The sequence below is a fragment of the Serratia sp. LTN-2 genome, assembly GCF_059740205.1.
The window spans coordinates 43,431-63,419 of the sequence record NZ_JCAXDO010000021.1 but is presented as its reverse complement, the minus strand read 5'-3'; the positions used below and the strand labels follow the sequence as shown (position 1 = coordinate 63,419).

The following is a 19,989-nucleotide window of genomic DNA, read 5'->3' as shown; positions in this document are numbered from 1 at the left end:
CGGGAATAGCTCAGTTGGTAGAGCACGACCTTGCCAAGGTCGGGGTCGCGAGTTCGAGTCTCGTTTCCCGCTCCAAATTCAACAATGTCGCGATGCGGCATGATGAATAAATAAAGCAGTATCAAGCAGTACCTATGCGACGCGGGAATAGCTCAGTTGGTAGAGCGCAACCTTGCCAAGGTTGAGGTCGCGAGTTCGAGCCTCGTTTCCCGCTCCAAAAATTCAAAGGTCACGCCAGTGTTTGGTGACCGGATGCCAAAAGCATCTCAATGCGGGAATAGCTCAGTTGGTAGAGCACGACCTTGCCAAGGTCGGGGTCGCGAGTTCGAGTCTCGTTTCCCGCTCCAATTTTCTCTTCGTTTCAAACTCAAATCCAACGCCTTGTCGGGCGCGGATTTTTGTCCCGTTTTACACACCCGGTAAAAACGTTGTGAACAGAGTTATCCACAGCCTCTGTACATAAACCCGCCTGCCTGAAAAATCAACGTCATACAAATTAAATATTTATTGCTTTGATTTATAAGCTTATTTATTTATGCCGAAACGTTATGCCGATCACTTGCTCTTTTTGTTGCAGTTGAAAGACAACGTGTTTTTATTTTTATACACAAATCCACAGAGTGAGTCGCTCGGGCGGCATGACTGTGCGATGTACGCCCTCAGGCGTCGCGCGGCAGGCCTTTTTCCACAGCCCGTATCAACCGTTTTTTCTGCGCCGTCTGCACCTCAATGCCCTGCGCTTCGCGGCGGGCGAGCTGTTGCGCCAGCGCCCAGTGGATATGTTCGTCCAGCATGGCGTCCTGCTCCAAACGCGCGCGCAGTGCGAGTACGATGCTGTCCTCATAAGGCGCGTTGCCCAGCGCCACCGCGATATTGCGCAGCCAGCGCAGGTGGCCGATGCGGCGTATCGCCGAGCCTTCGGTGATGCGCAGGAATTTTTCTTCCGTCCAATTGAACAGATCGATCAGCTGCGGCGCATGCAGCGCGGCGCGCGGGCTGAAGTCGTCTTCATCGGTGAGTTGCGAAAAGCGGTTCCACGGGCAGATCAGCTGGCAATCGTCGCAGCCGTAGATGCGGTTGCCGAGCAGCGGGCGGAACTCTTCCGGGATCGCGCCTTCCAGCTCGATGGTCAGGTAGGAGATGCAGCGCCGGGCGTCGACGGTATAGGGCGCGACGATGGCACCGGTCGGGCAGGTGGTGATGCAGGCGACGCAGCGGCCGCACTGCTCTTCCTGCGGCTGATCCACCGGCAGCGGCAGATCGATCAGCAGTTCACCGAGGAAAAACCAGGATCCGGCTTCGCGGTTGAGAATTAGTGAGTGTTTACCAACCCAGCCAATACCCGCTTTGGCGGCCAGCGCGCGCTCCATCACCGGCGCCGAATCGACAAAGGGACGGAAATTCAGCTCGCCGCAGTATTCCTGGATTTGATCGCCCAGCTTTTTCAGGCGCTGGCGCAACAGCTTGTGATAATCGCGCCCCAGCGCGTAGCGGCTGACGTAACCCAACTGCGGGTTTTGCAAGGTGCTGGCGAACGCTGCCTTGGCCGGCAGGTAGTTCATGCGCACGCTGATCACCCGCAGCGTGCCCGGCAACAGCTCGTGAGGGCGCGCGCGCAACATGCCGTGGCGCGCCATCCATTCCATCTCGCCGTGGTACTGTTTGTCGAGCCAGGCCTGCAGCTTCGGCTCTTCAAGGCTCAGATCGGTATCGCAGATGCCAACCTGCTGGAATCCTAGCGATTGCCCCCATTGCTTGATATGTTGGGCGAGTTGATGGAGATCGAGGGGGTGCGTCATGACGGGCCACAGTGAAAAAGTATACGTTGACAGTTTACCACACTCTGTCTGGCCTGCGGACTGGATCCGGCGTTCGGAACCTGCGGCGGCGGCCTCGCTCGGTATTTCTCTTTACGATTTGATGCAGCGCGCCGGTCAGGCGGCCTACGCGCTGGCGCGCAACGCTTACCCCTCACGCGACCACTGGCTGGTGCTCTGCGGCCACGGCAACAACGGCGGCGATGGCTATGTGACGGCGCGCCTGGCGAAGGCGGCGGGCGTGCAGGTGACGGTGATCGCCTGTGAAGGCGCACGGCCGTTGCCGCCGGAGGCCGCTGAAGCCCGCCTGGCCTGGCTGGCCGCCGGCGGCGATATTCTGCCGGCGCACAGCCGCTGGCCTGAACGAGTCGATCTGATCATCGACGCTCTGTTAGGCACCGGTTTAGGCAGTGCGCCGCGTGCGCCTTACGATGCGCTGATCGAAGCCGCCAACCGCCATTCGGCGCCGGTGGTGGCGCTCGATATCCCGTCCGGCCTGCTGGCAGAAAGCGGTGCGGCGCCGGGGGCGGTGGTGCGTGCCGCACACACCGTCACGTTTATCGGTCTTAAGCCGGGGTTGCTGACCGGCCAGGCGCGCGATTGGGTCGGGCAACTTCATCAGAATACGCTAGGCTTATCGGGTTGGTTGGCAAAGCAACCGGAGCAGATTCAGCGGCTTACTGCCGAAGTGCTGCCGCGCTGGCTGCATCCGCGCCGTCCCTGCGCCCACAAGGGCGAACATGGCCGTCTGCTGTTGGTGGGCGGCGACCGCGGATTCGGCGGCGCCATTCGCATGGCGGCGGAAGCGGCGCTGCGCAGCGGGGCGGGATTGGTGCGAGTGCTCACTCACATTGAACACATTGCGCCGCTGTTGGCGGCCCGACCGGAGTTGATGGCGCAGGCGCTGGACGAAGCGACGCTGCGTCAGGCAATGCAGTGGGCGGATGTGCTGGTGATTGGCCCGGGGTTGGGCCAGACTGAGTGGGGCAAAAACGCGTTGAACGTGCTGCAAACCAGCGATAAACCGGCTTTGTGGGACGCCGATGCGCTGAACTTGCTGGCATTAAATCCCGAGAAACGGCAGAATCGCGTGATGACTCCGCATCCCGGGGAGGCGGCGCGGCTGTTGAGCTGCAGCACCGCCGACATCGAGAGTGATCGCTTACTTGCCGTGCGTAACCTGACGGCGCGTTATGGTGGCGTGGCGGTGCTGAAAGGCGCCGGAACGCTGATCGCCGATGAGCGGGGGCAGATGGCGATCGCCGACGTCGGCAACGCCGGCATGGCCTCGGGCGGCATGGGCGATGTGCTGTCGGGCATCATCGGCGGTTTGCTGGCGCAAAAGCTCTCGCTGTATGATGCTGCCTGTGCGGGCTGCGTCGTACACGGCGCGGCCGGCGATCGCGTAGCGGAAAGACAAGGTACAAGAGGCATGTTGGCGACCGATTTACTGCCGGACATCCTTCATTTCGTTAACCCTGAGTGGGCAAAATAGACTTTATCGAATGAAAGAACTCGTTTTACCTCTGCCGGACGAGGCAGCGACTGTCGCTTTGGGCACCACTTTGGCCAAGGCTTGCGATCGCGCCAGCGTCATCTATCTGTACGGCGACCTGGGCGCCGGTAAAACCACCTTCAGCCGTGGCTTCCTGCAGGCGTTGGGGCATCGGGGCAACGTCAAAAGCCCGACCTACACGCTGGTGGAGCCTTATGCCCTGCAGCCGCTGGCGGTGTATCACTTCGATCTGTATCGCCTGGCCGATCCGGAAGAGCTTGAGTTTATGGGCATTCGCGATTACTTCGCGCAAGACGCCATTTGCCTGGTCGAATGGCCGCAGCAGGGCACCGGCGTGCTGCCGGAGCCGGATCTGGCGTTACATCTGCGCTATCAGGGCGAAGGACGAGAGGCGCAGATCGAGGCGATTTCCGCTTACGGCAGCCAATTGTTAGACCGTATCCATGGATCACAGGGATGATGCTGCAATGACGCATGCGTTGAAAAAATTTGCGATCGTCATGTTGATCGCCGTGCTGGGGCCGCTCGGCGCGCTGAACGCGCTGGCGGCGTCTTCGCTGTCCGATATCAAAGTCTCTAACGCCCAGCGCGAAGCGACGGTGTCGGTGAGTTTCAATGGCCCGCCGGACTACGCGTTTTTCCCGCTGCACGGCCCGGATCGCGTGGTGTTGGACGTCAACCAGAAAGGCAAGGTCGGCGGCCTGCCGCTCAATTTCAGCGGCCAAAACCTGGTGAAAAGCATTCGCTCCAGTGCGCCGAAAGACGCCCAGAGCGTGCGCCTGGTGTTTGATCTGACCCAGCGCGCCAAAACCCGAGTTTCCACCCGTCAGAACGGCAGCGTGCACACCGTGGTCTTCACCATTACGGCCGAAGGCGGCGCCAATGCCGTGGCGCGTAAAGCGCCGGTGCAAACGCCTGCGCCGGTGGCGGTCAGCCAACCGCCGCGTCAGGCGCCGGTCGCGGTGCGTGAAGCGCCGGAGCCGCCGCTGCGCAAAGCGCCGCCGGGTTCAAACCCCTTTACCAATAAACAGAGCGTGGTCGCAGGCACCGCCACCGAGGTGACGCCGCGCAGCAGCCGCGTTTCCGCCGGTTCCGGCGATCGGGTGGTGGTGGCGATCGACGCCGGCCACGGCGGTCAGGATCCGGGTGCCATCGGCCCGACCGGCCTGAAAGAGAAGAATGTCACCATCGCCATCGCGCGCCGTCTGCAGGCGATGCTGGACGCCGATCCGCAGTTCAAGCCGGTGCTGACGCGTAACGGCGACTATTTCATTTCGGTGATGGGGCGTTCCGACGTCGCGCGTAAGCAGGGCGCCAACGTGCTGGTTTCCATCCACGCCGACGCCGCGCCGAACCGCAGCGCCAGCGGCGCTTCCGTCTGGGTGCTGTCCAACCGCCGCGCCAACAGCGAAATGGCCGGCTGGCTCGAACAGCATGAGAAGCAGTCCGAGCTGCTCGGCGGCGCCGGCGATCTGCTGGCCAACAGCCAGGCCGACCCTTATCTGAGCCAGGCGGTGCTGGACCTGCAGTTCGGCCACTCGCAGCGCGTGGGGTACGATGTGGCGGTGAAAGTGCTGCAGCAGCTGCAGAGCGTCGGATCGCTGCATAAACGCCGGCCGGAACACGCCAGCCTGGGCGTGCTGCGTTCGCCGGATATCCCATCGCTGCTGGTGGAAACCGGATTTATCAGTAATAGCACGGAGGAGCGGCTGCTGGGCAGCAGCGCGTATCAGGAGAAGATTGCCAAGGCCATCCATAACGGTCTGCGCAGCTACTTCCTGGCGCATCCGCTGCAAGCCGACCCAAAGGTGGAAAACCGACCGCTGGACGTCGCAGCGGCGGTTAACACCTCAACACCAGACGTGCGCCAGCCGGAGCCTATCGTCAGCTCGGCCGGCGCGAGCCGCAGCCAAAGCGGAAAAACCCAGATCCACGTGGTGAAGCGGGCGGAGACGCTGTCCGGCATCGCCGACAGCTACGGTACGACCATGGCGGCGCTGCGGGATCTGAACAAACTGAAGAAAGACGGCGTATGGGTCGGGCAACGCCTGAAGGTGCCGGCGGGGAAAACCGCCGCCATCACTACCGTCGCCAAGGCGAAAACGCCGGCGAAGAAGCCGTCCAAACATAAAGTGGCCCGTGGGGATACGCTCTCCTCCATCGCTTCTCGTTACGGCGTCAGCGTCGGCGATCTGAAACGGGTCAATAATCTGAAGTCGGACGTCGCGCCGCTGGATCGGACGCTGACCATTCCGCAGGCCTAGCGCCATCGCTACAGGAGTCAGCATGCCTATCCAGGTGTTACCGCCACAGCTCGCCAACCAGATCGCCGCCGGAGAGGTGGTTGAACGCCCCGCGTCGGTGGTCAAGGAGCTGGTGGAAAACAGCCTGGACGCCGGCGCGACGCGTATCGACATCGATATTGAACGCGGCGGCGCCAAGCTGATCCGCATTCGCGACAATGGCTGCGGCATCGGCAAGGACGACCTGGCGCTGGCGCTGGCGCGGCATGCCACCAGTAAAATCAGCACGCTCGACGACCTGGAGGCGATCGTCAGCCTCGGTTTTCGCGGCGAAGCGCTGGCCAGTATCAGCTCGGTTTCCCGTTTGACCCTGACGTCGCGCACCGCCGAGCAGAGCGAAGCGTGGCAAGCCTACGCCGAAGGGCGTGAGCAGGCGGTGACGGTCAAACCCGCCGCGCATCCGGTCGGCAGCACGCTGGAAGTGCTGGATCTGTTTTACAACACCCCGGCGCGTCGCAAGTTCATGCGCACCGAGAAAACCGAATTCGGCCATATCGATGAAGTGGTGCGGCGCATCGCGCTGGCGCGTTTCGATGTGGCGATCAACCTCAGCCATAACGGCAAATTGATCCGCCAATACCGGGCGGCGAAGGAAGAAAGCCAACACGAGCGCCGTTTGGGCAGCATCTGCGGCCCGGCGTTTTTGCAGCATGCGCTGAACATCGACTGGCAGCACGGCGATCTGAGCATCCGCGGCTGGGTGGCGGATCCGGCCGGCGCGCGTCAGCTGGGTGAAATGCAGTATTGCTACGTCAACCGCCGCATGATGCGCGATCGGCTGATCAATCACGCCATTCGTCAGGCCTATCAGGATCAGTTGAAAGACGATCAGCAGCCCGCTTACGTGCTGTACCTGGAGGTCGATCCGCACCAGGTGGATGTCAACGTTCACCCTGCCAAGCACGAGGTGCGTTTCCATCAGGCGCGGCTGGTGCACGATTTTATTTATCAGGCGGTGACCACCGTGCTGCAGCAGGCCGGCCAAACGCCGCTGCTGCCGCTGACGGAAACGCCTGACGAAGAACCAGCGCCGGTCTGGCAGCAGGAAAACCGCGTCGCCGCCGGCGGCAACCATTTTTCTCAGCCTGCGCCGCGCCGCGAAACGCCGCCGCAGGCCGGCGTCGCCCGCGAGCGCGCACCGCAGCCGGGTTGGCAAACGGCGGGCGGTTACCAGAAACGCGAAGGCGAGCTGTACGGCAAACTGATCCAGCCCGCCGCAGAGCCGCCGGCCGACGCCGAGTCGGAAACCCCGAGCAAGCCACCGCTGTTCCCGCCGGTGAAAGCCGCAGCGGAAGTACCGCTGGCGGGCGGGCAGCACAGTTTTGGCCGGGTGCTGATGATTTATCCGCCATGCTATGCGTTGATTGAGCAGCGCCAACTGCCGGCACTGCTCAATCTGACGGTGGCCGAACGCTGGCTGCGTCAGGCGCAGCTCAACCCGTCGGCGGAGGGGCTGCGGCCGCAACCGCTGCTGATCCCGATCAAGCTGACGCTGAGTAAAAACGAAGCGGCGGCCATTGCGCGGCATCAGACGCTGTTGGCGGCGATGGGGCTGGATCTGCAGACAGATCATGGCCGTGTGACGTTGCGCGCAGTGCCTTTACCATTACGCCAACAAAATTTACAAAAACTGATACCCGAACTGTTAGGCTATCTGGCCGAACATCAGGAGATGTCGCCCGCGGTGCTGGCTACCTGGCTCGCTCGTCGCCTTGGCAGCGAACATGAACAGTGGAACACCTCGCAAGCGATACAATTGCTGACCGACGTTGAACGACTTTGCCCGCAGCTGGTCAAATCGCCACCGAGCGGACTTTTACAACCCGTTGATTTACAGGCCGCACTGGCGGCCCTCAAGCATGACTGAAACTGAAATGACACCACGTCCCCCGGCTATTTTCATCATGGGGCCGACCGCCTCGGGCAAGACCGCGCTGGCGATCGCGCTGCGCGAACGCCTGCCGGTGGAGCTGATCAGCGTCGATTCCGCGCTGATTTATCGCGGCATGGATATCGGCACCGCTAAGCCGAGCGCCGAAGAATTGGCGCAGGCGCCGCACCGGCTGATCGATATCCGCGATCCCGCCGAAGCTTATTCGGCGGCGGAGTTCCGCGCCGACGCGCTGAAAGAGATGGCCGACATCACCGCCGCCGGGCGCATTCCGCTGCTGGTGGGCGGTACCATGTTGTATTTCAAGGCGTTGCTGGAAGGATTGTCGCCGCTGCCGTCCGCCGATCCCGCAGTGCGCGAGCGCATCGAACGGCAAGCGGCGGAGCTGGGTTGGGAGGCGTTGCACCGGCAGTTGCAGGCGATCGATCCGGTCGCGGCATTGAGAATTCATCCGAATGATCCGCAGAGACTGTCCAGAGCACTGGAAGTTTTTTTTATTTCGGGTAAAACTTTAACGGAACTGACTCAAATTTCGGGTGAATCGTTACCGTATCAAGTTCACCAATTTGCGATAGCGCCGACCAGCCGTGAGTTGATCCATCAACGCATCGAGCTGCGGTACCATCAAATGTTGGCGGCGGGTTTTGAGACGGAAGCGCGTGCACTTTTCGCACGGGGTGATTTGCATACGGACTTGCCCTCCATTCGCTGTGTCGGTTACCGCCAGATGTGGTCATACTTGTCTGGTGAAATTAGTTACGATGAGATGGTTTATCGTGGTATTTGCGCAACACGTCAGTTGGCTAAACGCCAGATGACCTGGTTACGGGGTTGGGAGTCGGTCCATTGGTTGGACAGTGAAAAGCCGGGAGAGGCTTTGGACTCGGTGACACAGGTTGTTAGTGCATAGGTTGGGTGATTGTGTACAATTGCTGAGTATTCAGCGCGCAAATTTTTACGTCGTTTATTTTAGAGCCGACAGGTTCTTAGTTACAAACAACAAGCAAATAAGGAAAAGATAGAATGGCTAAGGGGCAATCTTTGCAAGATCCGTTCCTGAACGCATTGCGTCGTGAACGTGTTCCGGTTTCTATTTATTTGGTGAATGGTATTAAGCTGCAAGGCCAGATTGAGTCTTTTGACCAGTTTGTCATCCTGTTGAAGAACACGGTTAGCCAGATGGTGTACAAGCACGCTATCTCTACCGTTGTCCCGTCACGTCCGGTTTCGCATCACAGCAACAACCCGAGCGGCGGTTCAAGCAACTATCACCATGGCAACAATCCGTCTGCGCAGCAACAGTCGCAGCAGGAAAGCGATGACGCTGAATAAAGCGCGTTGCAAGTCAACCATGACGGGGAGCATAAGCAGCCGCGCGCTGTTTATGTCCCCCAAACTCACGGTGAGTGTCCGTTTGAGAGGTTGCACGCTTGTTTGACCGTTATGAAGCCGGTGAGCAGGCCGTACTGGTTCATATCTATTTCTCGCAAGACAAAGATACGGAAGACCTCAACGAGTTCGAATCGTTGGTTTCCTCAGCCGGTGTCGAAGCTTTGCAAGTGGTGACTGGTAGCCGCAAAGCCCCGCATCCGAAGTACTTTGTCGGCGAAGGAAAGGCCGAAGAAATTGCAGATGCGGTGAAAGCCAGCGGCGCGTCTGTTGTCCTGTTTGATCATTCCCTTTCCCCGGCGCAGGAAAGAAACCTTGAGCGCCTGTGCGAATGCCGGGTGATCGACCGCACCGGGTTGATTTTAGACATCTTTGCCCAGCGTGCCCGCACCCATGAAGGTAAGCTGCAGGTGGAGCTGGCGCAGTTGCGTCACATCGCCACGCGTCTGGTGCGCGGCTGGACGCACCTGGAGCGGCAAAAAGGGGGGATTGGCCTGCGCGGGCCGGGGGAAACCCAGCTTGAGACCGACCGTCGCCTGTTGCGCGATCGCATCAGCTTGATTCTGCGCCGCCTGGAGCGGGTAGAGAAGCAGCGTGAACAAGGCCGACGCGCGCGGACCCGCGCCGATGTGCCGACCGTATCGCTGGTGGGCTACACCAACGCCGGCAAATCCACCCTGTTTAACCGAATAACGTCTGCCGAGGTGTATGCGGCGGACCAGCTATTTGCCACCCTGGATCCTACGTTGCGGCGCATTGATGTGCCGGACGTGGGAGATACCGTGTTGGCGGATACCGTAGGCTTTATCCGGCACCTGCCGCACGATCTGGTGGCCGCCTTCAAGGCGACGCTGCAGGAGACGCGCCAGGCATCGCTGCTGCTGCACGTCATCGACGCGGCGGATCCGCGCGTCGATGAGAACATCGAAGCGGTGAACACCGTGCTGGCGGAGATCGACTCGGATGAAATCCCTACACTGTTAGTGATGAACAAAATAGATATGCTGGACGATTTTGTGCCGCGTATCGACCGCAACGACGAAAACCTGCCGATCCGGGTGTGGCTGTCCGCCGCCAGCGGAGAGGGTATTCCGTTGCTGTATCAGGCGTTGACGGAGCGCTTATCGGGGGAGATCGCGCATTACGAATTGCGCTTACCGCCACGGGCAGGCCGTCTTCGCAGCCGTTTTTACCAGCTTCAGGCGATTGAAAAAGAGTGGAACGAGGAGGACGGCAGCATTGGCGTGGTGGTGCGAATGCCGATCGTCGAATGGCGTCGTCTCTGCAAGCAAGAACAGGACCTGATTGACTTTATCGTATGATCATATCCTGTTACATTTATGCTTCGCGAAAGCCTGAAGTACCCAATCACAGAATATGGAGCTAAAACATGGCGTGGAATCAGCCCGGTAATAACGGACAGGACCGCGACCCGTGGGGGAGCAGCAATAACAATGGCGGCAACTCTGGCGGTAACAACAAAGGCGGTCGTGATCAAGGGCCACCTGATTTGGACGATATCTTCCGCAAACTGAGCAAGAAATTGAGCGGTTTCGGCGGGGGCAAAGGCTCCAACAGCAATAGCGGCGGCACCGGCACCTCTGGTCCGGGCTTCAGCGGCCGCATTATCGGTATCGCGGCGGTCGCCGTGGTGGTGATCTGGGCTGCCAGCGGCTTCTACACCATCAAGGAAGCCGAGCGCGGCGTCGTGACGCGTTTCGGCAAGTTCAGCCACCTGGTGCAGCCGGGCCTGAACTGGAAACCGACCTTCATCGACGACGTGCGTCCGGTGAACGTGGAATCCGTGCGCGAGCTGGCGGCGTCCGGCGTGATGCTGACCTCCGATGAAAACGTGGTGCGCGTGGAAATGAACGTGCAGTACCGCGTGACCAACCCGGAAGCGTACCTGTTCAGCGTCGTCAATGCCGACGACAGCCTGAGCCAGGCGACCGACAGCGCCCTGCGCGGCGTGATCGGCAAATACTCGATGGACCGCATCCTGACCGAAGGCCGTACCGTGGTGCGTAACGATACGCAGCGCATGCTGGAAGAGACCATTCGTCCTTACAACATGGGCATCACGCTGCTGGACGTCAACTTCCAGGCGGCGCGTCCACCGGAAGAGGTGAAGGCGTCGTTCGACGATGCGATCGCCGCGCGTGAGAACGAGCAGCAATACATCCGTGAAGCGGAAGCTTACGCCAACGAAGTTCAGCCGCGTGCGAACGGCCAGGCGCAGCGTCTGCTGGAAGACTCCAAGGCTTATAAAGACCGCACCATCCTGGAGGCTCAGGGTGAGGTGGCGCGCTTTGCCAAACTGTTGCCGGAATACAAGTCCGCTCCGCAGATCACCCGCGAGCGTCTGTATATCGAAACCATGGAAAAAGTGCTGGGCCATACCCGTAAGGTGTTGGTGAGCGACAAAGGCAACAACCTGATGGTGCTGCCGTTGGATCAGATGCTGCGCGGCCAAGGCGCGGCACCGGAGAGCGGCAACAAGGATACCAGCCTGATTCGCCTCAATCCGAATCCTGCGCCGGCTGCCAACAGCAGCGCTCCGCGCACCAGCGGCGGTTCGATTATGGATCAGCGCCGGGCGAATGCGCAGCGTGACGACACCACTCGCGTAGGGAGAGAGTAATCAATGCGTAAGTCTTTTGTAGTTATTGTCCTCGCGGTGCTGGTGGTGCTGTACGCTTCGCTGTTCGTGGTGCAGGAAGGCCAGCGCGGCATTGTGCTGCGCTTCGGCAAGGTTCTGCGCGACGGTGAAAACAAGCCGCTGGTGTATGCGCCGGGTCTGCACCTCAAGATCCCGTTCATTGAAACCGTGAAGAACCTGGATGCGCGTATCCAGACCATGGACAACCAGGCCGATCGCTTCGTGACCAGCGAGAAGAAAGACCTGATCGTCGACTCCTATCTGAAGTGGCGCATCAGCGATTTCAGCCGTTACTATCTGGCGACCGGCGGCGGCGACGTCTCCCAGGCTGAAGTGCTGCTGAAACGTAAGTTCAGCGACCGTCTGCGTTCCGAAATCGGCCGCCTGGATGTGAAAGACATCGTGACCGACTCGCGCGGCAAGCTGATGTCCGACGTGCGTGACGCGCTGAACACCGGCACCGTGGGTGACGGCGAAGAAGTGGCGACCACCGAAGCCGATGACGCTATCGCCTCTGCGGCGGCGCGCGTTGAGCGGGAAACCACCGGCAAACAGCCGCAGGTGAACCCGAACAGCATGGCGGCGTTGGGCATCGAAGTGATCGACGTGCGTATCAAGCAGATCAACCTGCCGGCCGAAGTGTCCGACGCCATCTACCAGCGTATGCGCGCCGAGCGTGAAGCGGTAGCCCGTCGTCTGCGCTCGCAAGGCCAGGAAGAAGCCGAGAAGCTGCGCGCCAGCGCGGACTACGAAGTGACCCGTACCCTGGCGGAAGCCGAGCGTCAGGCGCGTATCACCCGTGGTGAAGGCGATGCCGAAGCGGCCAAACTGTTCGCCAATGCGTTCAGCCAGGATCCGGACTTCTATGCCTTTATCCGCAGCCTGCGCGCCTATGAAGCCAGCTTCAAGGACAACCAGGACGTGCTGGTACTGAGCCCGGACAGCGATTTCTTCCGCTACATGAAGTCGCCTGATACCCTGCGCAAATAAGCGCGGCAGGCAATCTGAACGAGGGCCCGTTTACGCGGGCCCTTTCTCGTTTTTGGGGGATGCATGAACTCAACGATTTGGCTGGCGCTTGGGCTGGTTCTGGTACTGGAAGGATTGGGGCCGATGCTGTTTCCGCAGGCCTGGCGCAAAATGATTGTGGCGATGTCGCAGCTGCCGGACGCGACGCTGCGGCGATTTGGCGGTGGAATAGTGGTTGCGGGCTGCGTGATCTACTACATGTTGAGCGGCCGCACGGGTCTTTAAAGTCTAGCCCAAAATTTATGCAATCGTATGCTAAAAGTGCTGAAAATCGAAAATTACGGTGGTAGAATCCATTTTTAAGCAATCGGTGATTTTGAAAAATGGGTAAGAACGTCGTCGTACTGGGCACCCAATGGGGTGACGAAGGTAAAGGCAAGGTTGTAGACCTGCTGACTGAACGGGCTCAATATGTTGTGCGCTACCAAGGTGGCCATAACGCTGGCCACACTCTGGTAATCAACGGTGAAAAAACCGTCCTTCATTTAATTCCTTCAGGTATTCTGCGTGAAAACGTCACCAGCATCATCGGCAACGGTGTTGTTCTGGCGCCGGACGCGTTGATGAAAGAAATGGGTGAACTCGAAGCGCGTGGCATCCCGGTACGCGAACGTCTGTTACTGTCTGAAGCTTGCCCATTGATCCTGCCTTACCACGTTGCGTTGGATAACGCGCGTGAGAAAGCGCGCGGCGCGAAAGCGATCGGTACCACCGGTCGCGGCATCGGCCCGGCTTACGAAGATAAAGTGGCTCGTCGCGGCCTGCGCGTCGGCGACCTGTTCAACAAAGAAACCTTCGCCGTTAAGCTGAAAGAGATCGTCGATTACCACAACTTCCAGCTGGTCAACTACTACAAAGTTGAAGCCGTCGATTATCAGGCGACGCTGGACTATGTGCTGTCTATCGCCGACATCCTGACCGCCATGGTGGTTGACGTTTCCGAACTGCTGGACGGCGCGCGCAAGCGTGGCGATCTGATCATGTTCGAAGGCGCTCAGGGCACCCTGCTGGATATCGACCACGGCACCTATCCGTACGTGACCTCTTCCAACACCACCGCAGGCGGCGTAGCTACCGGTTCCGGCATTGGCCCACGTTATGTGGACTACGTGCTGGGCATCGTGAAAGCTTACTCTACTCGCGTGGGTGCAGGTCCGTTCCCAACCGAACTGTTCGATGAAACCGGCGAGTACCTGTGCAAGCAGGGTAACGAGTTCGGCGCCACCACCGGCCGTCGTCGTCGTACCGGCTGGCTGGATGCCGTAGCGGTGCGTCGCGCGGTGCAGATCAACTCCCTGTCCGGCTTCTGCCTGACCAAACTGGACGTCCTGGACGGCCTGAAAGAAGTGAAGATCTGCGTGGGCTACCGCATGCCGGACGGCCGCGAAGTGGACACCACTCCGCTGGCGGCAGAAGGCTGGGAAGGCATTGAGCCTATCTACGAAACCATGCCGGGCTGGAGCGAAACCACCTTTGGCGTGAAAGAGCACAGCAAGCTGCCTCAGGCTGCGCTGAACTACATCAAGCGCATCGAAGAAGTGACCGGCGTACCGGTAGACATCATCTCTACCGGCCCGGATCGCAGCGAAACCATGATCCTGCGCGACCCGTTCGACGCATAATCAGGCTTTGCGGCACTAAACAAACCGGGCGCGTCCCGGTTTGTTTTTATCCTGACTCCCTCCGATTGCGGTTTCACGTCAAAAAATCCTTTCATAAACCCGCCTTAGGGCGCGGGATTCGCTAAATAATTAGCGACGAACTCTCCGGCTGGTTTATTATCCAATGAGTAATCTTTTGAATAGCGCCGAAAAGCGGCGTATCAGACGGGTAAAGTGATACCCAGAGGTAAGATGTGCAGTTAACAAGTTTTACTGATTATGGCCTGCGGGCGTTGATCTACATGGCTTCGTTGCCGCAGGACAAGATGACCAGCATCTCGGAAGTGACCGAGGTTTACGGCGTGTCTCGCAACCATATGGTGAAGATCATCAATCAGTTGAGCCGGGTGGGTTTTGTCACGGCGGTGCGCGGCAAGCATGGCGGCATCCGTTTGGGCAAACCGGCCGAGAGCATTCGCCTCGGCGACGTAGTGCGGGCGCTGGAGCCGCTTGCGCTGGTTAACTGCAGCAGCGAGTTTTGCCACATCACCCCTGCCTGCCGACTGAAGCAGGTGCTCCAGCAGGGCGTACAGAATTTCCTTGAAGAGCTGGATAAGCATACGTTGGCCGACATGGTCGAAGACAATCCGCCGCTCTACAAGCTATTGCTTGTCGAATAAAACGACGTTGAGAAGACAAGGCTCAACGTCATCCTGCTGATGACAACGGAGGAACCGCAATGTCACAAGATCCATTCCTGGAACGAGAAGCAGAAAAATACGAATCCCCCATCCCCAGCCGTGAATATATCCTGGCCCATTTGGCGAAACGAGAAACGCCGGCCAGCCGCGAAGAACTGGGCAATGAACTGGGCCTCAGCGGCGAAGAGCAGTTGGAAGCGCTGCGTCGCCGCCTGCGTGCCATGGAGCGCGATGGCCAGTTAGTGTTTACCCGCCGCCAGTGCTACGCGCTGCCGGAACGTTTGGATCTGCTGCGCGGCACGGTGATCGGCCACCGCGACGGTTACGGTTTCCTGCGCGTTGAGGGCAGCAAAGACGATCTGTACCTGTCCGCCGAACAGATGAAAATGGCGATCCACGGCGACGTGGTGCTGGCGCAGGCGCTGGGCGCAGACCGTAAAGGGCGCCGCGAGGCGCGCATCGTGCGCGTGCTGGTGCCGAAAACCAGTCAGATCGTCGGCCGTTTCTTCATGGACGCCGGTACCGGCTTCGTGGTGCCGGACGACAGCCGTCTGAGCTTTGATATTCTGATCCCGGCGGACAGCGTCAGCGGCGCGCGCATGGGCTTTATGGTGGTGGTGGAGCTGACTCAGCGTCCGACCCGCCGCACCAAGGCGGTCGGCAAGATCGTCGAGATCCTCGGCGACAAAATGGGCACCAGCATGGCGGTGGACATCGCGCTGCGCACCCATGAGATCCCGCATACCTGGCCGCCGCAGGTGGAAAAACAGGTGGCCGATCTCAGCGAGCAGGTGCCGGAAGCGGCCAAGAAGGGCCGCGTCGATCTGCGCAAGCTGCCGTTGGTGACCATCGACGGTGAGGACGCGCGCGACTTCGATGACGCCGTGTACTGCGAGAAGAAACGCGGCGGCGGCTGGCGCCTGTGGGTGGCGATCGCCGACGTCAGCTACTACGTGCGTCCGCGCACCGCGCTGGACGACGAAGCGCGCAGCCGCGGCAACTCGGTCTACTTCCCGTCGCAGGTGATCCCGATGCTGCCGGAAGTGCTGTCCAACGGGCTGTGCTCGCTGAACCCGCAGGTCGATCGCCTGTGCATGGTGTGCGAGATGACCATCTCCGCCCAGGGGCGCCTGTCGACGGCCAAATTCTACGAGGCGGTGATGAGCTCTCACGCCCGCCTGACCTATAACAAGGTGTGGCACATTCTGCAGGGCGACCAGGAGCTGCGCGAGCATTACCATCCGCTGGTCAAGCACCTGGAAGAGCTGCACGCCATGTACAAGGTGCTGGATAAGGCGCGTGCCGAGCGCGGCGGCATCGCATTTGAAACCGAAGAAGCCAAGTTCATCTTCAACGCCGAACGCCGCATCGAGCGTGTGGAACCGACGGTGCGCAACGACGCCCACAAGCTGATCGAAGAGTGCATGATCATGGCCAACGTGGCGGCCGCGCGCTTCGTCGAGAAACGCAACGAGCCGGCGCTGTACCGCGTGCACGATCGTCCAAGCGACGACCATATCTCCGCGTTGCGCAGCGTGCTGAGCGAGCTGGGGCTGACGCTGGGCGGCGGCAACAAGCCGCAGCCGAAAGACTATGCGGTGCTGATGGATGAAGTGTCCGAGCGCCCTGATCACGAAATGCTGCAAACCATGTTGCTGCGCTCGATGAAGCAGGCGATTTACGATCCGGAAAACCGCGGCCACTTCGGCCTGGCGTTGGCATCCTACGGCCACTTCACCTCGCCGATCCGCCGTTATCCGGATCTGGCGCTGCACCGCGCCATCAAATACCAGCTGGCCAAGGAACATGGCGAGCCGAAAGAACGCTGGACGCCGACCGGCGGCTGGCACAGCGAATTCGAAGAGATGCTGCAGCTGGGCGAACACTGCTCGATGACCGAGCGCCGCGCGGACGAAGCGACGCGCAACGTCGCCGACTGGCTGAAGTGCGACTTCATGCAGGATCACGTCGGTGAAGTGTTCAGCGGCATCATCTCCAGCGTGACCGGCTTCGGCTTCTTCGTGCGCCTGAACGATCTGTTCATCGACGGGCTGGTGCACGTATCAACGCTGGATAATGATTACTATCGCTACGATAATATCGGCCAGCGCCTGATCGGCGAGTCTTCCGGCACGGTCTATCGCCTGGGGGATACGGTGGAGATCCGCGTGGACGCGGTGCATATGGACGAGCGCAAGATTGACTTCGCGCTGGTGTCCAGCACCCGCAAAGCGCGCGGTGAAGGCAAAACCGAGCGCGATCGCGCCAAGAAAGGCGGTCAGCGTACGCTGCGCGACAACGGTAGCGCAGGGCGCGGCAAGCGCCGCGGTGGCAAACCACCGGCCAACTTCGAGCCGGACAGCGCCTTCCGCAAGCAGGATGACGCCAAGCCCGCCGACAAGGTGAAGAAGGCGAAGAAGAAGGCCAAGAAGGCGTCCGACAAAACGCGGAAAATCGCGGCGGCGACCAAAGCCAAACGCGCAGCCAAGAAGAAAGGTGCCGAGCAGGCCTAACCTGCCGCACATCGTTACCATCGGCCGGTTATCGCCGGCCGCACGAATTTAAAAGAGCATCATGAGCGAAATTATTTACGGCATCCACGCCGTCAAAGCCCTGTTAGAGCGCGATCCGCAACGCTTCCTGGAAGTGTTTATCCTGAAAGGCCGCGAAGATCGCCGCCTGCAACCGCTGATCGCCGAGCTGGAAGCGACCGGTATCGTTATTCAGGTGGCGAACCGCCAATGGCTGGATGACAAGGTTGAAGGCGCGGTGCACCAGGGGATCATCGCCCGGGTGCGCGAAGGGCGTCAGTATCAGGAAAACGATCTGCCGGGCCTGTTGGAGAGCGTGGAAACGCCATTCCTGCTGGTGCTGGACGGCGTGACCGACCCGCACAACCTCGGCGCCTGCCTGCGCAGTGCCGACGCCGCCGGCGTGCACGCGGTGATCGTGCCGCGTGACCGTTCCGCCCAGCTGAACGCCACCGCCAAGAAAGTGGCCTGTGGCGCGGCTGAAAACGTGCCGCTGATCCGCGTGACCAACCTGGCGCGCACGCTGCGTTTGTTGCAGGAAATGAACGTCTGGGTGGTGGGTACCGCCGGTGAAGCCGACCATACGCTGTATCAGAGCAAAATGACCGGCCCGATGGCGCTGGTGATGGGCGCGGAAGGCGAAGGCATGCGCCGCCTGACCCGTGAACACTGCGACGAGCTGATCAGCATCCCGATGGCCGGGACCGTCTCTTCGCTGAACGTGTCGGTCGCCACCGGCATCTGCCTGTTCGAAGCGGTGCGTCAGCGCGGCTGATTCTCCTGACGGGGGCCGCGAGCCCCCGTTAATTCCCCCTCTTGTGATCCCGCCTGCGGCAGAAATCTCTGTGCCGACCATACTTACCCCTGACGCTTTTTTCAGGGAGCACTCTCATGGTCTGGACTACGCACACCGTTTTTAACCAACCCAAGCCGCTGGGCAACAGCAACCTGTTTCTCTCCGATACGCCGCTGCGCGAAGCGTTGCAGCGCGAGCAGGGCGGTTGGGACGCCGAGGTATTGGCCTCGCTGGGCCAGCAGCTCGGCACTCAGGAGTCGCTGGAGCTGGGGCGGCTGGCTAACGCCAACCCGCCGGAGCTGCTGCGCTACGACGCCACCGGCCAGCGGCTGGACGACGTTCGCTTTCATCCCGCCTGGCATATCCTGATGCAGGGGCTGATCGCCAACCGGGTGCACAACCTGCCCTGGCAGGAGGATGCGCGCATCGGTTCCTTCGTGGCGCGCGCCGCGCGCTTTATGCTGCATGCGCAGGTCGAGGCCGGCACCCTGTGCCCGGTGACCATGACCTTCGGCGCCACGCCGCTGTTGCTGCAGACGTTACCGGCTGAGTTTCGCTCCTGGCTGACGCCGCTGCTGTCGGATCGTTATGACGCTCATCTGCTGCCGGGCGGGCAAAAACGCGGCCTGCTGATCGGCATGGGCATGACGGAGAAGCAGGGCGGCTCCGACGTTTTGAGCAATACCACCACCGCCACGCCCTTAGGCGTGCGCGGGCCGGGCGAAGCCTACCGGCTGGTGGGGCACAAGTGGTTCTTCTCGGTGCCGCAGAGCGATGCGCACCTGGTGCTGGCGCAGGCCGAAGGCGGGTTGTCCTGTTTCTTCCTGCCGCGCATTTTGCCGGACGGCAGCCGCAACGCCATTCGCCTGGAACGGCTGAAAGACAAGCTGGGCAACCGCTCCAACGCCAGCAGCGAAGTGGAGTTTCAGGACGCCACCGCCTGGCTGCTGGGCGATGAGGGCGACGGCGTGCGGCATATCCTGAAGATGGGTGGCCTGACCCGTTTCGACTGCTCGCTGGGCAGCCACGGCCTGATGCGCCGCGGGCTGTCGGTGGCGCTGTATCATGCGCTGCAGCGGCAGGCATTCGGTAAGCTCCTGATCGAACAACCGCTGATGCGCCAGGTTCTGGCGCGCATGGCGCTGCGGCTGGAGGGCCATACCGCGTTGCTGTTCCGGCTGGCCCGCGCCTGGGAGAGTCGCAGCAATGAGGGCGAGCTGATCTACAGCCGCCTGCTGACGCCGGCGGCCAAATACAGTATCTGCCGGCAGGGCATGCCGTTCATCGCTGAGGCGATGGAGGTGCTGGGGGGGATCGGCTACTGCGAAGAGAGCGAACTGCCGCGTCTGTACCGCGAGATGCCGGTCAACAGCATCTGGGAGGGTTCCGGCAACATCATGTGCCTGGACGTGCTGCGCAGCTTGCACAAGCTGCCGGGCGCGCTCGAGATGTTGCAGTTCGAGCTGCAGCCGGTGCGCGGTCAGAATCGGCTGTTCGATCATGCCTGGCGGCAGTGGCAGCAGCGCGCCCGGCAACCGAGCGAGGAGATGGGGCGGTTGCTGACCCAGCAGCTGTTCGATCTGTGCTGCGCCGCGCAGCTGTTGCAGCACGCCAGCCCGCAGATCGCCGACGCCTGGTGTCACCTGACGCTGGATCACCGCGGTGAGAGCCTGCTGTCGGCCGAGGTGTGCGAGCTGCTGTTGAACCGCGCCATCGGCGGCTAGGGAAAAGGGTGGCGCGCGGCGGCGAAAACCTT

At 60.8% G+C, this 19,989-nt stretch carries 16 protein-coding genes and 2 tRNA genes; 17 read left to right on the top strand and 1 reads right to left on the bottom strand.

Translation table 11 applies throughout. The features are described from left to right. The first annotated feature begins 141 nt into the window (after nt 1-141). Both AC6BYQ_RS24905 and AC6BYQ_RS24900 read left to right on the top strand, forming a co-directional pair. Nucleotides 142-217 (top strand) — tRNA-Gly (locus AC6BYQ_RS24905). Nucleotides 218-271: 54 nt separating this feature from the next. Next, nucleotides 272-347 (top strand) — tRNA-Gly (locus tag AC6BYQ_RS24900). Nucleotides 348-659: 312 nt separating this feature from the next. On the opposite strand, the gene queG is transcribed toward AC6BYQ_RS24900, so the two are convergent. After that, entirely contained in the window at nt 660-1,799 is a 1,140-nt protein-coding gene (gene queG, locus AC6BYQ_RS24895; protein ID WP_074055428.1) for a tRNA epoxyqueuosine(34) reductase QueG, read from the bottom strand. Here queG and nnr point away from each other — a divergent pair. From nnr to AC6BYQ_RS24820, 15 genes are all read left to right on the top strand, one after another. Beyond that, entirely contained in the window at nt 1,798-3,312 is a 1,515-nt protein-coding gene (nnr, locus tag AC6BYQ_RS24890) for a bifunctional ADP-dependent NAD(P)H-hydrate dehydratase/NAD(P)H-hydrate epimerase (RefSeq protein ID WP_498057671.1), read from the top strand. The two genes, queG and nnr, sit on opposite strands and share 2 nt — an antisense overlap. A gap of 10 nt (nt 3,313-3,322) precedes the next feature. Further along, nucleotides 3,323-3,793 carry a tRNA (adenosine(37)-N6)-threonylcarbamoyltransferase complex ATPase subunit type 1 TsaE gene (tsaE, locus tag AC6BYQ_RS24885; protein WP_074055426.1) on the top strand — a complete coding sequence of 157 codons (471 nt, stop codon included), beginning with the start codon at nt 3,323-3,325 and terminating at the stop codon, nt 3,791-3,793. A 7-nt stretch (nt 3,794-3,800) separates the two neighbouring features. Further along, nucleotides 3,801-5,597: an N-acetylmuramoyl-L-alanine amidase AmiB gene (amiB, locus tag AC6BYQ_RS24880; RefSeq protein WP_074055425.1), complete on the top strand. Its 1,797-nt coding sequence runs from the start codon at nt 3,801-3,803 to the stop codon at nt 5,595-5,597. Nucleotides 5,598-5,619: 22 nt separating this feature from the next. Continuing rightward, entirely contained in the window at nt 5,620-7,503 is a 1,884-nt protein-coding gene (mutL, locus tag AC6BYQ_RS24875) for a DNA mismatch repair endonuclease MutL (RefSeq protein ID WP_154747211.1), read from the top strand. Next, a complete protein-coding gene (gene miaA, locus AC6BYQ_RS24870) occupies nt 7,496-8,437 on the top strand; it encodes a tRNA (adenosine(37)-N6)-dimethylallyltransferase MiaA (protein WP_154747210.1) in 942 nt (313 codons plus the stop codon). The genes mutL and miaA overlap by 8 nt, the downstream gene beginning before the upstream one ends. A 113-nt stretch (nt 8,438-8,550) precedes the next feature. After that, a complete protein-coding gene (gene hfq, locus AC6BYQ_RS24865; RefSeq protein ID WP_019453381.1) occupies nt 8,551-8,859 on the top strand; it encodes an RNA chaperone Hfq in 309 nt (102 codons plus the stop codon). A gap of 98 nt (nt 8,860-8,957) precedes the next feature. Further along, nucleotides 8,958-10,238 carry a ribosome rescue GTPase HflX gene (gene hflX / locus AC6BYQ_RS24860; RefSeq protein WP_004933675.1) on the top strand — a complete coding sequence of 427 codons (1,281 nt, stop codon included), beginning with the start codon at nt 8,958-8,960 and terminating at the stop codon, nt 10,236-10,238. A gap of 68 nt (nt 10,239-10,306) precedes the next feature. Further along, a complete protein-coding gene (gene hflK, locus AC6BYQ_RS24855) occupies nt 10,307-11,557 on the top strand; it encodes an FtsH protease activity modulator HflK (protein ID WP_019453380.1) in 1,251 nt (416 codons plus the stop codon). Between the two features lie 3 nt (nt 11,558-11,560). Beyond that, complete coding sequence (gene hflC, locus AC6BYQ_RS24850) at nt 11,561-12,565, top strand: protease modulator HflC (RefSeq protein WP_004933669.1); 1,005 nt, start codon at nt 11,561-11,563, stop codon at nt 12,563-12,565. Nucleotides 12,566-12,628: 63 nt separating this feature from the next. Continuing rightward, on the top strand, nt 12,629-12,829 hold the full coding sequence (locus AC6BYQ_RS24845) for a DUF2065 domain-containing protein (RefSeq protein ID WP_004933666.1): 201 nt from the start codon (nt 12,629-12,631) through the stop codon (nt 12,827-12,829). A gap of 98 nt (nt 12,830-12,927) precedes the next feature. Further along, nucleotides 12,928-14,226, top strand: a complete 1,299-nt coding sequence (locus tag AC6BYQ_RS24840; RefSeq protein ID WP_025159583.1) for an adenylosuccinate synthase — start codon at nt 12,928-12,930, stop codon at nt 14,224-14,226. 233 nt (nt 14,227-14,459) lie between these two features. Further along, a complete protein-coding gene (gene nsrR / locus AC6BYQ_RS24835) occupies nt 14,460-14,885 on the top strand; it encodes a nitric oxide-sensing transcriptional repressor NsrR (RefSeq protein WP_015376391.1) in 426 nt (141 codons plus the stop codon). A gap of 59 nt (nt 14,886-14,944) precedes the next feature. Then, nucleotides 14,945-17,419, top strand: a complete 2,475-nt coding sequence (gene rnr, locus AC6BYQ_RS24830) for a ribonuclease R (RefSeq protein WP_049201413.1) — start codon at nt 14,945-14,947, stop codon at nt 17,417-17,419. 61 nt (nt 17,420-17,480) lie between these two features. Next, complete coding sequence (gene rlmB / locus AC6BYQ_RS24825; protein WP_004933653.1) at nt 17,481-18,212, top strand: 23S rRNA (guanosine(2251)-2'-O)-methyltransferase RlmB; 732 nt, start codon at nt 17,481-17,483, stop codon at nt 18,210-18,212. A 116-nt stretch (nt 18,213-18,328) separates the two neighbouring features. After that, nucleotides 18,329-19,957 carry an isovaleryl-CoA dehydrogenase gene (locus AC6BYQ_RS24820; protein ID WP_019453375.1) on the top strand — a complete coding sequence of 543 codons (1,629 nt, stop codon included), beginning with the start codon at nt 18,329-18,331 and terminating at the stop codon, nt 19,955-19,957. The last annotated feature ends 32 nt before the right edge of the window (nt 19,958-19,989 follow it).

What these genes read in the sequence shown, in the direction of transcription:
- nnr (WP_498057671.1), top strand. Translation starts at nt 1,798, where the DNA reads ATGACGGGCCACAGTGAAAAAGTATACGTTGACAGTTTACCACACTCT.
- queG (WP_074055428.1), bottom strand. Translation starts at nt 1,799, where the DNA reads ATGACGCACCCCCTCGATCTCCATCAACTCGCCCAACATATCAAGCAA.
- tsaE (WP_074055426.1), top strand. Translation starts at nt 3,323, where the DNA reads ATGAAAGAACTCGTTTTACCTCTGCCGGACGAGGCAGCGACTGTCGCT.
- amiB (WP_074055425.1), top strand. Translation starts at nt 3,801, where the DNA reads ATGACGCATGCGTTGAAAAAATTTGCGATCGTCATGTTGATCGCCGTG.
- mutL (WP_154747211.1), top strand. Translation starts at nt 5,620, where the DNA reads ATGCCTATCCAGGTGTTACCGCCACAGCTCGCCAACCAGATCGCCGCC.
- miaA (WP_154747210.1), top strand. Translation starts at nt 7,496, where the DNA reads ATGACTGAAACTGAAATGACACCACGTCCCCCGGCTATTTTCATCATG.
- hfq (WP_019453381.1), top strand. Translation starts at nt 8,551, where the DNA reads ATGGCTAAGGGGCAATCTTTGCAAGATCCGTTCCTGAACGCATTGCGT.
- hflK (WP_019453380.1), top strand. Translation starts at nt 10,307, where the DNA reads ATGGCGTGGAATCAGCCCGGTAATAACGGACAGGACCGCGACCCGTGG.
- hflC (WP_004933669.1), top strand. Translation starts at nt 11,561, where the DNA reads ATGCGTAAGTCTTTTGTAGTTATTGTCCTCGCGGTGCTGGTGGTGCTG.
- AC6BYQ_RS24845 (WP_004933666.1), top strand. Translation starts at nt 12,629, where the DNA reads ATGAACTCAACGATTTGGCTGGCGCTTGGGCTGGTTCTGGTACTGGAA.
- AC6BYQ_RS24840 (WP_025159583.1), top strand. Translation starts at nt 12,928, where the DNA reads ATGGGTAAGAACGTCGTCGTACTGGGCACCCAATGGGGTGACGAAGGT.
- rnr (WP_049201413.1), top strand. Translation starts at nt 14,945, where the DNA reads ATGTCACAAGATCCATTCCTGGAACGAGAAGCAGAAAAATACGAATCC.
- rlmB (WP_004933653.1), top strand. Translation starts at nt 17,481, where the DNA reads ATGAGCGAAATTATTTACGGCATCCACGCCGTCAAAGCCCTGTTAGAG.
- AC6BYQ_RS24820 (WP_019453375.1), top strand. Translation starts at nt 18,329, where the DNA reads ATGGTCTGGACTACGCACACCGTTTTTAACCAACCCAAGCCGCTGGGC.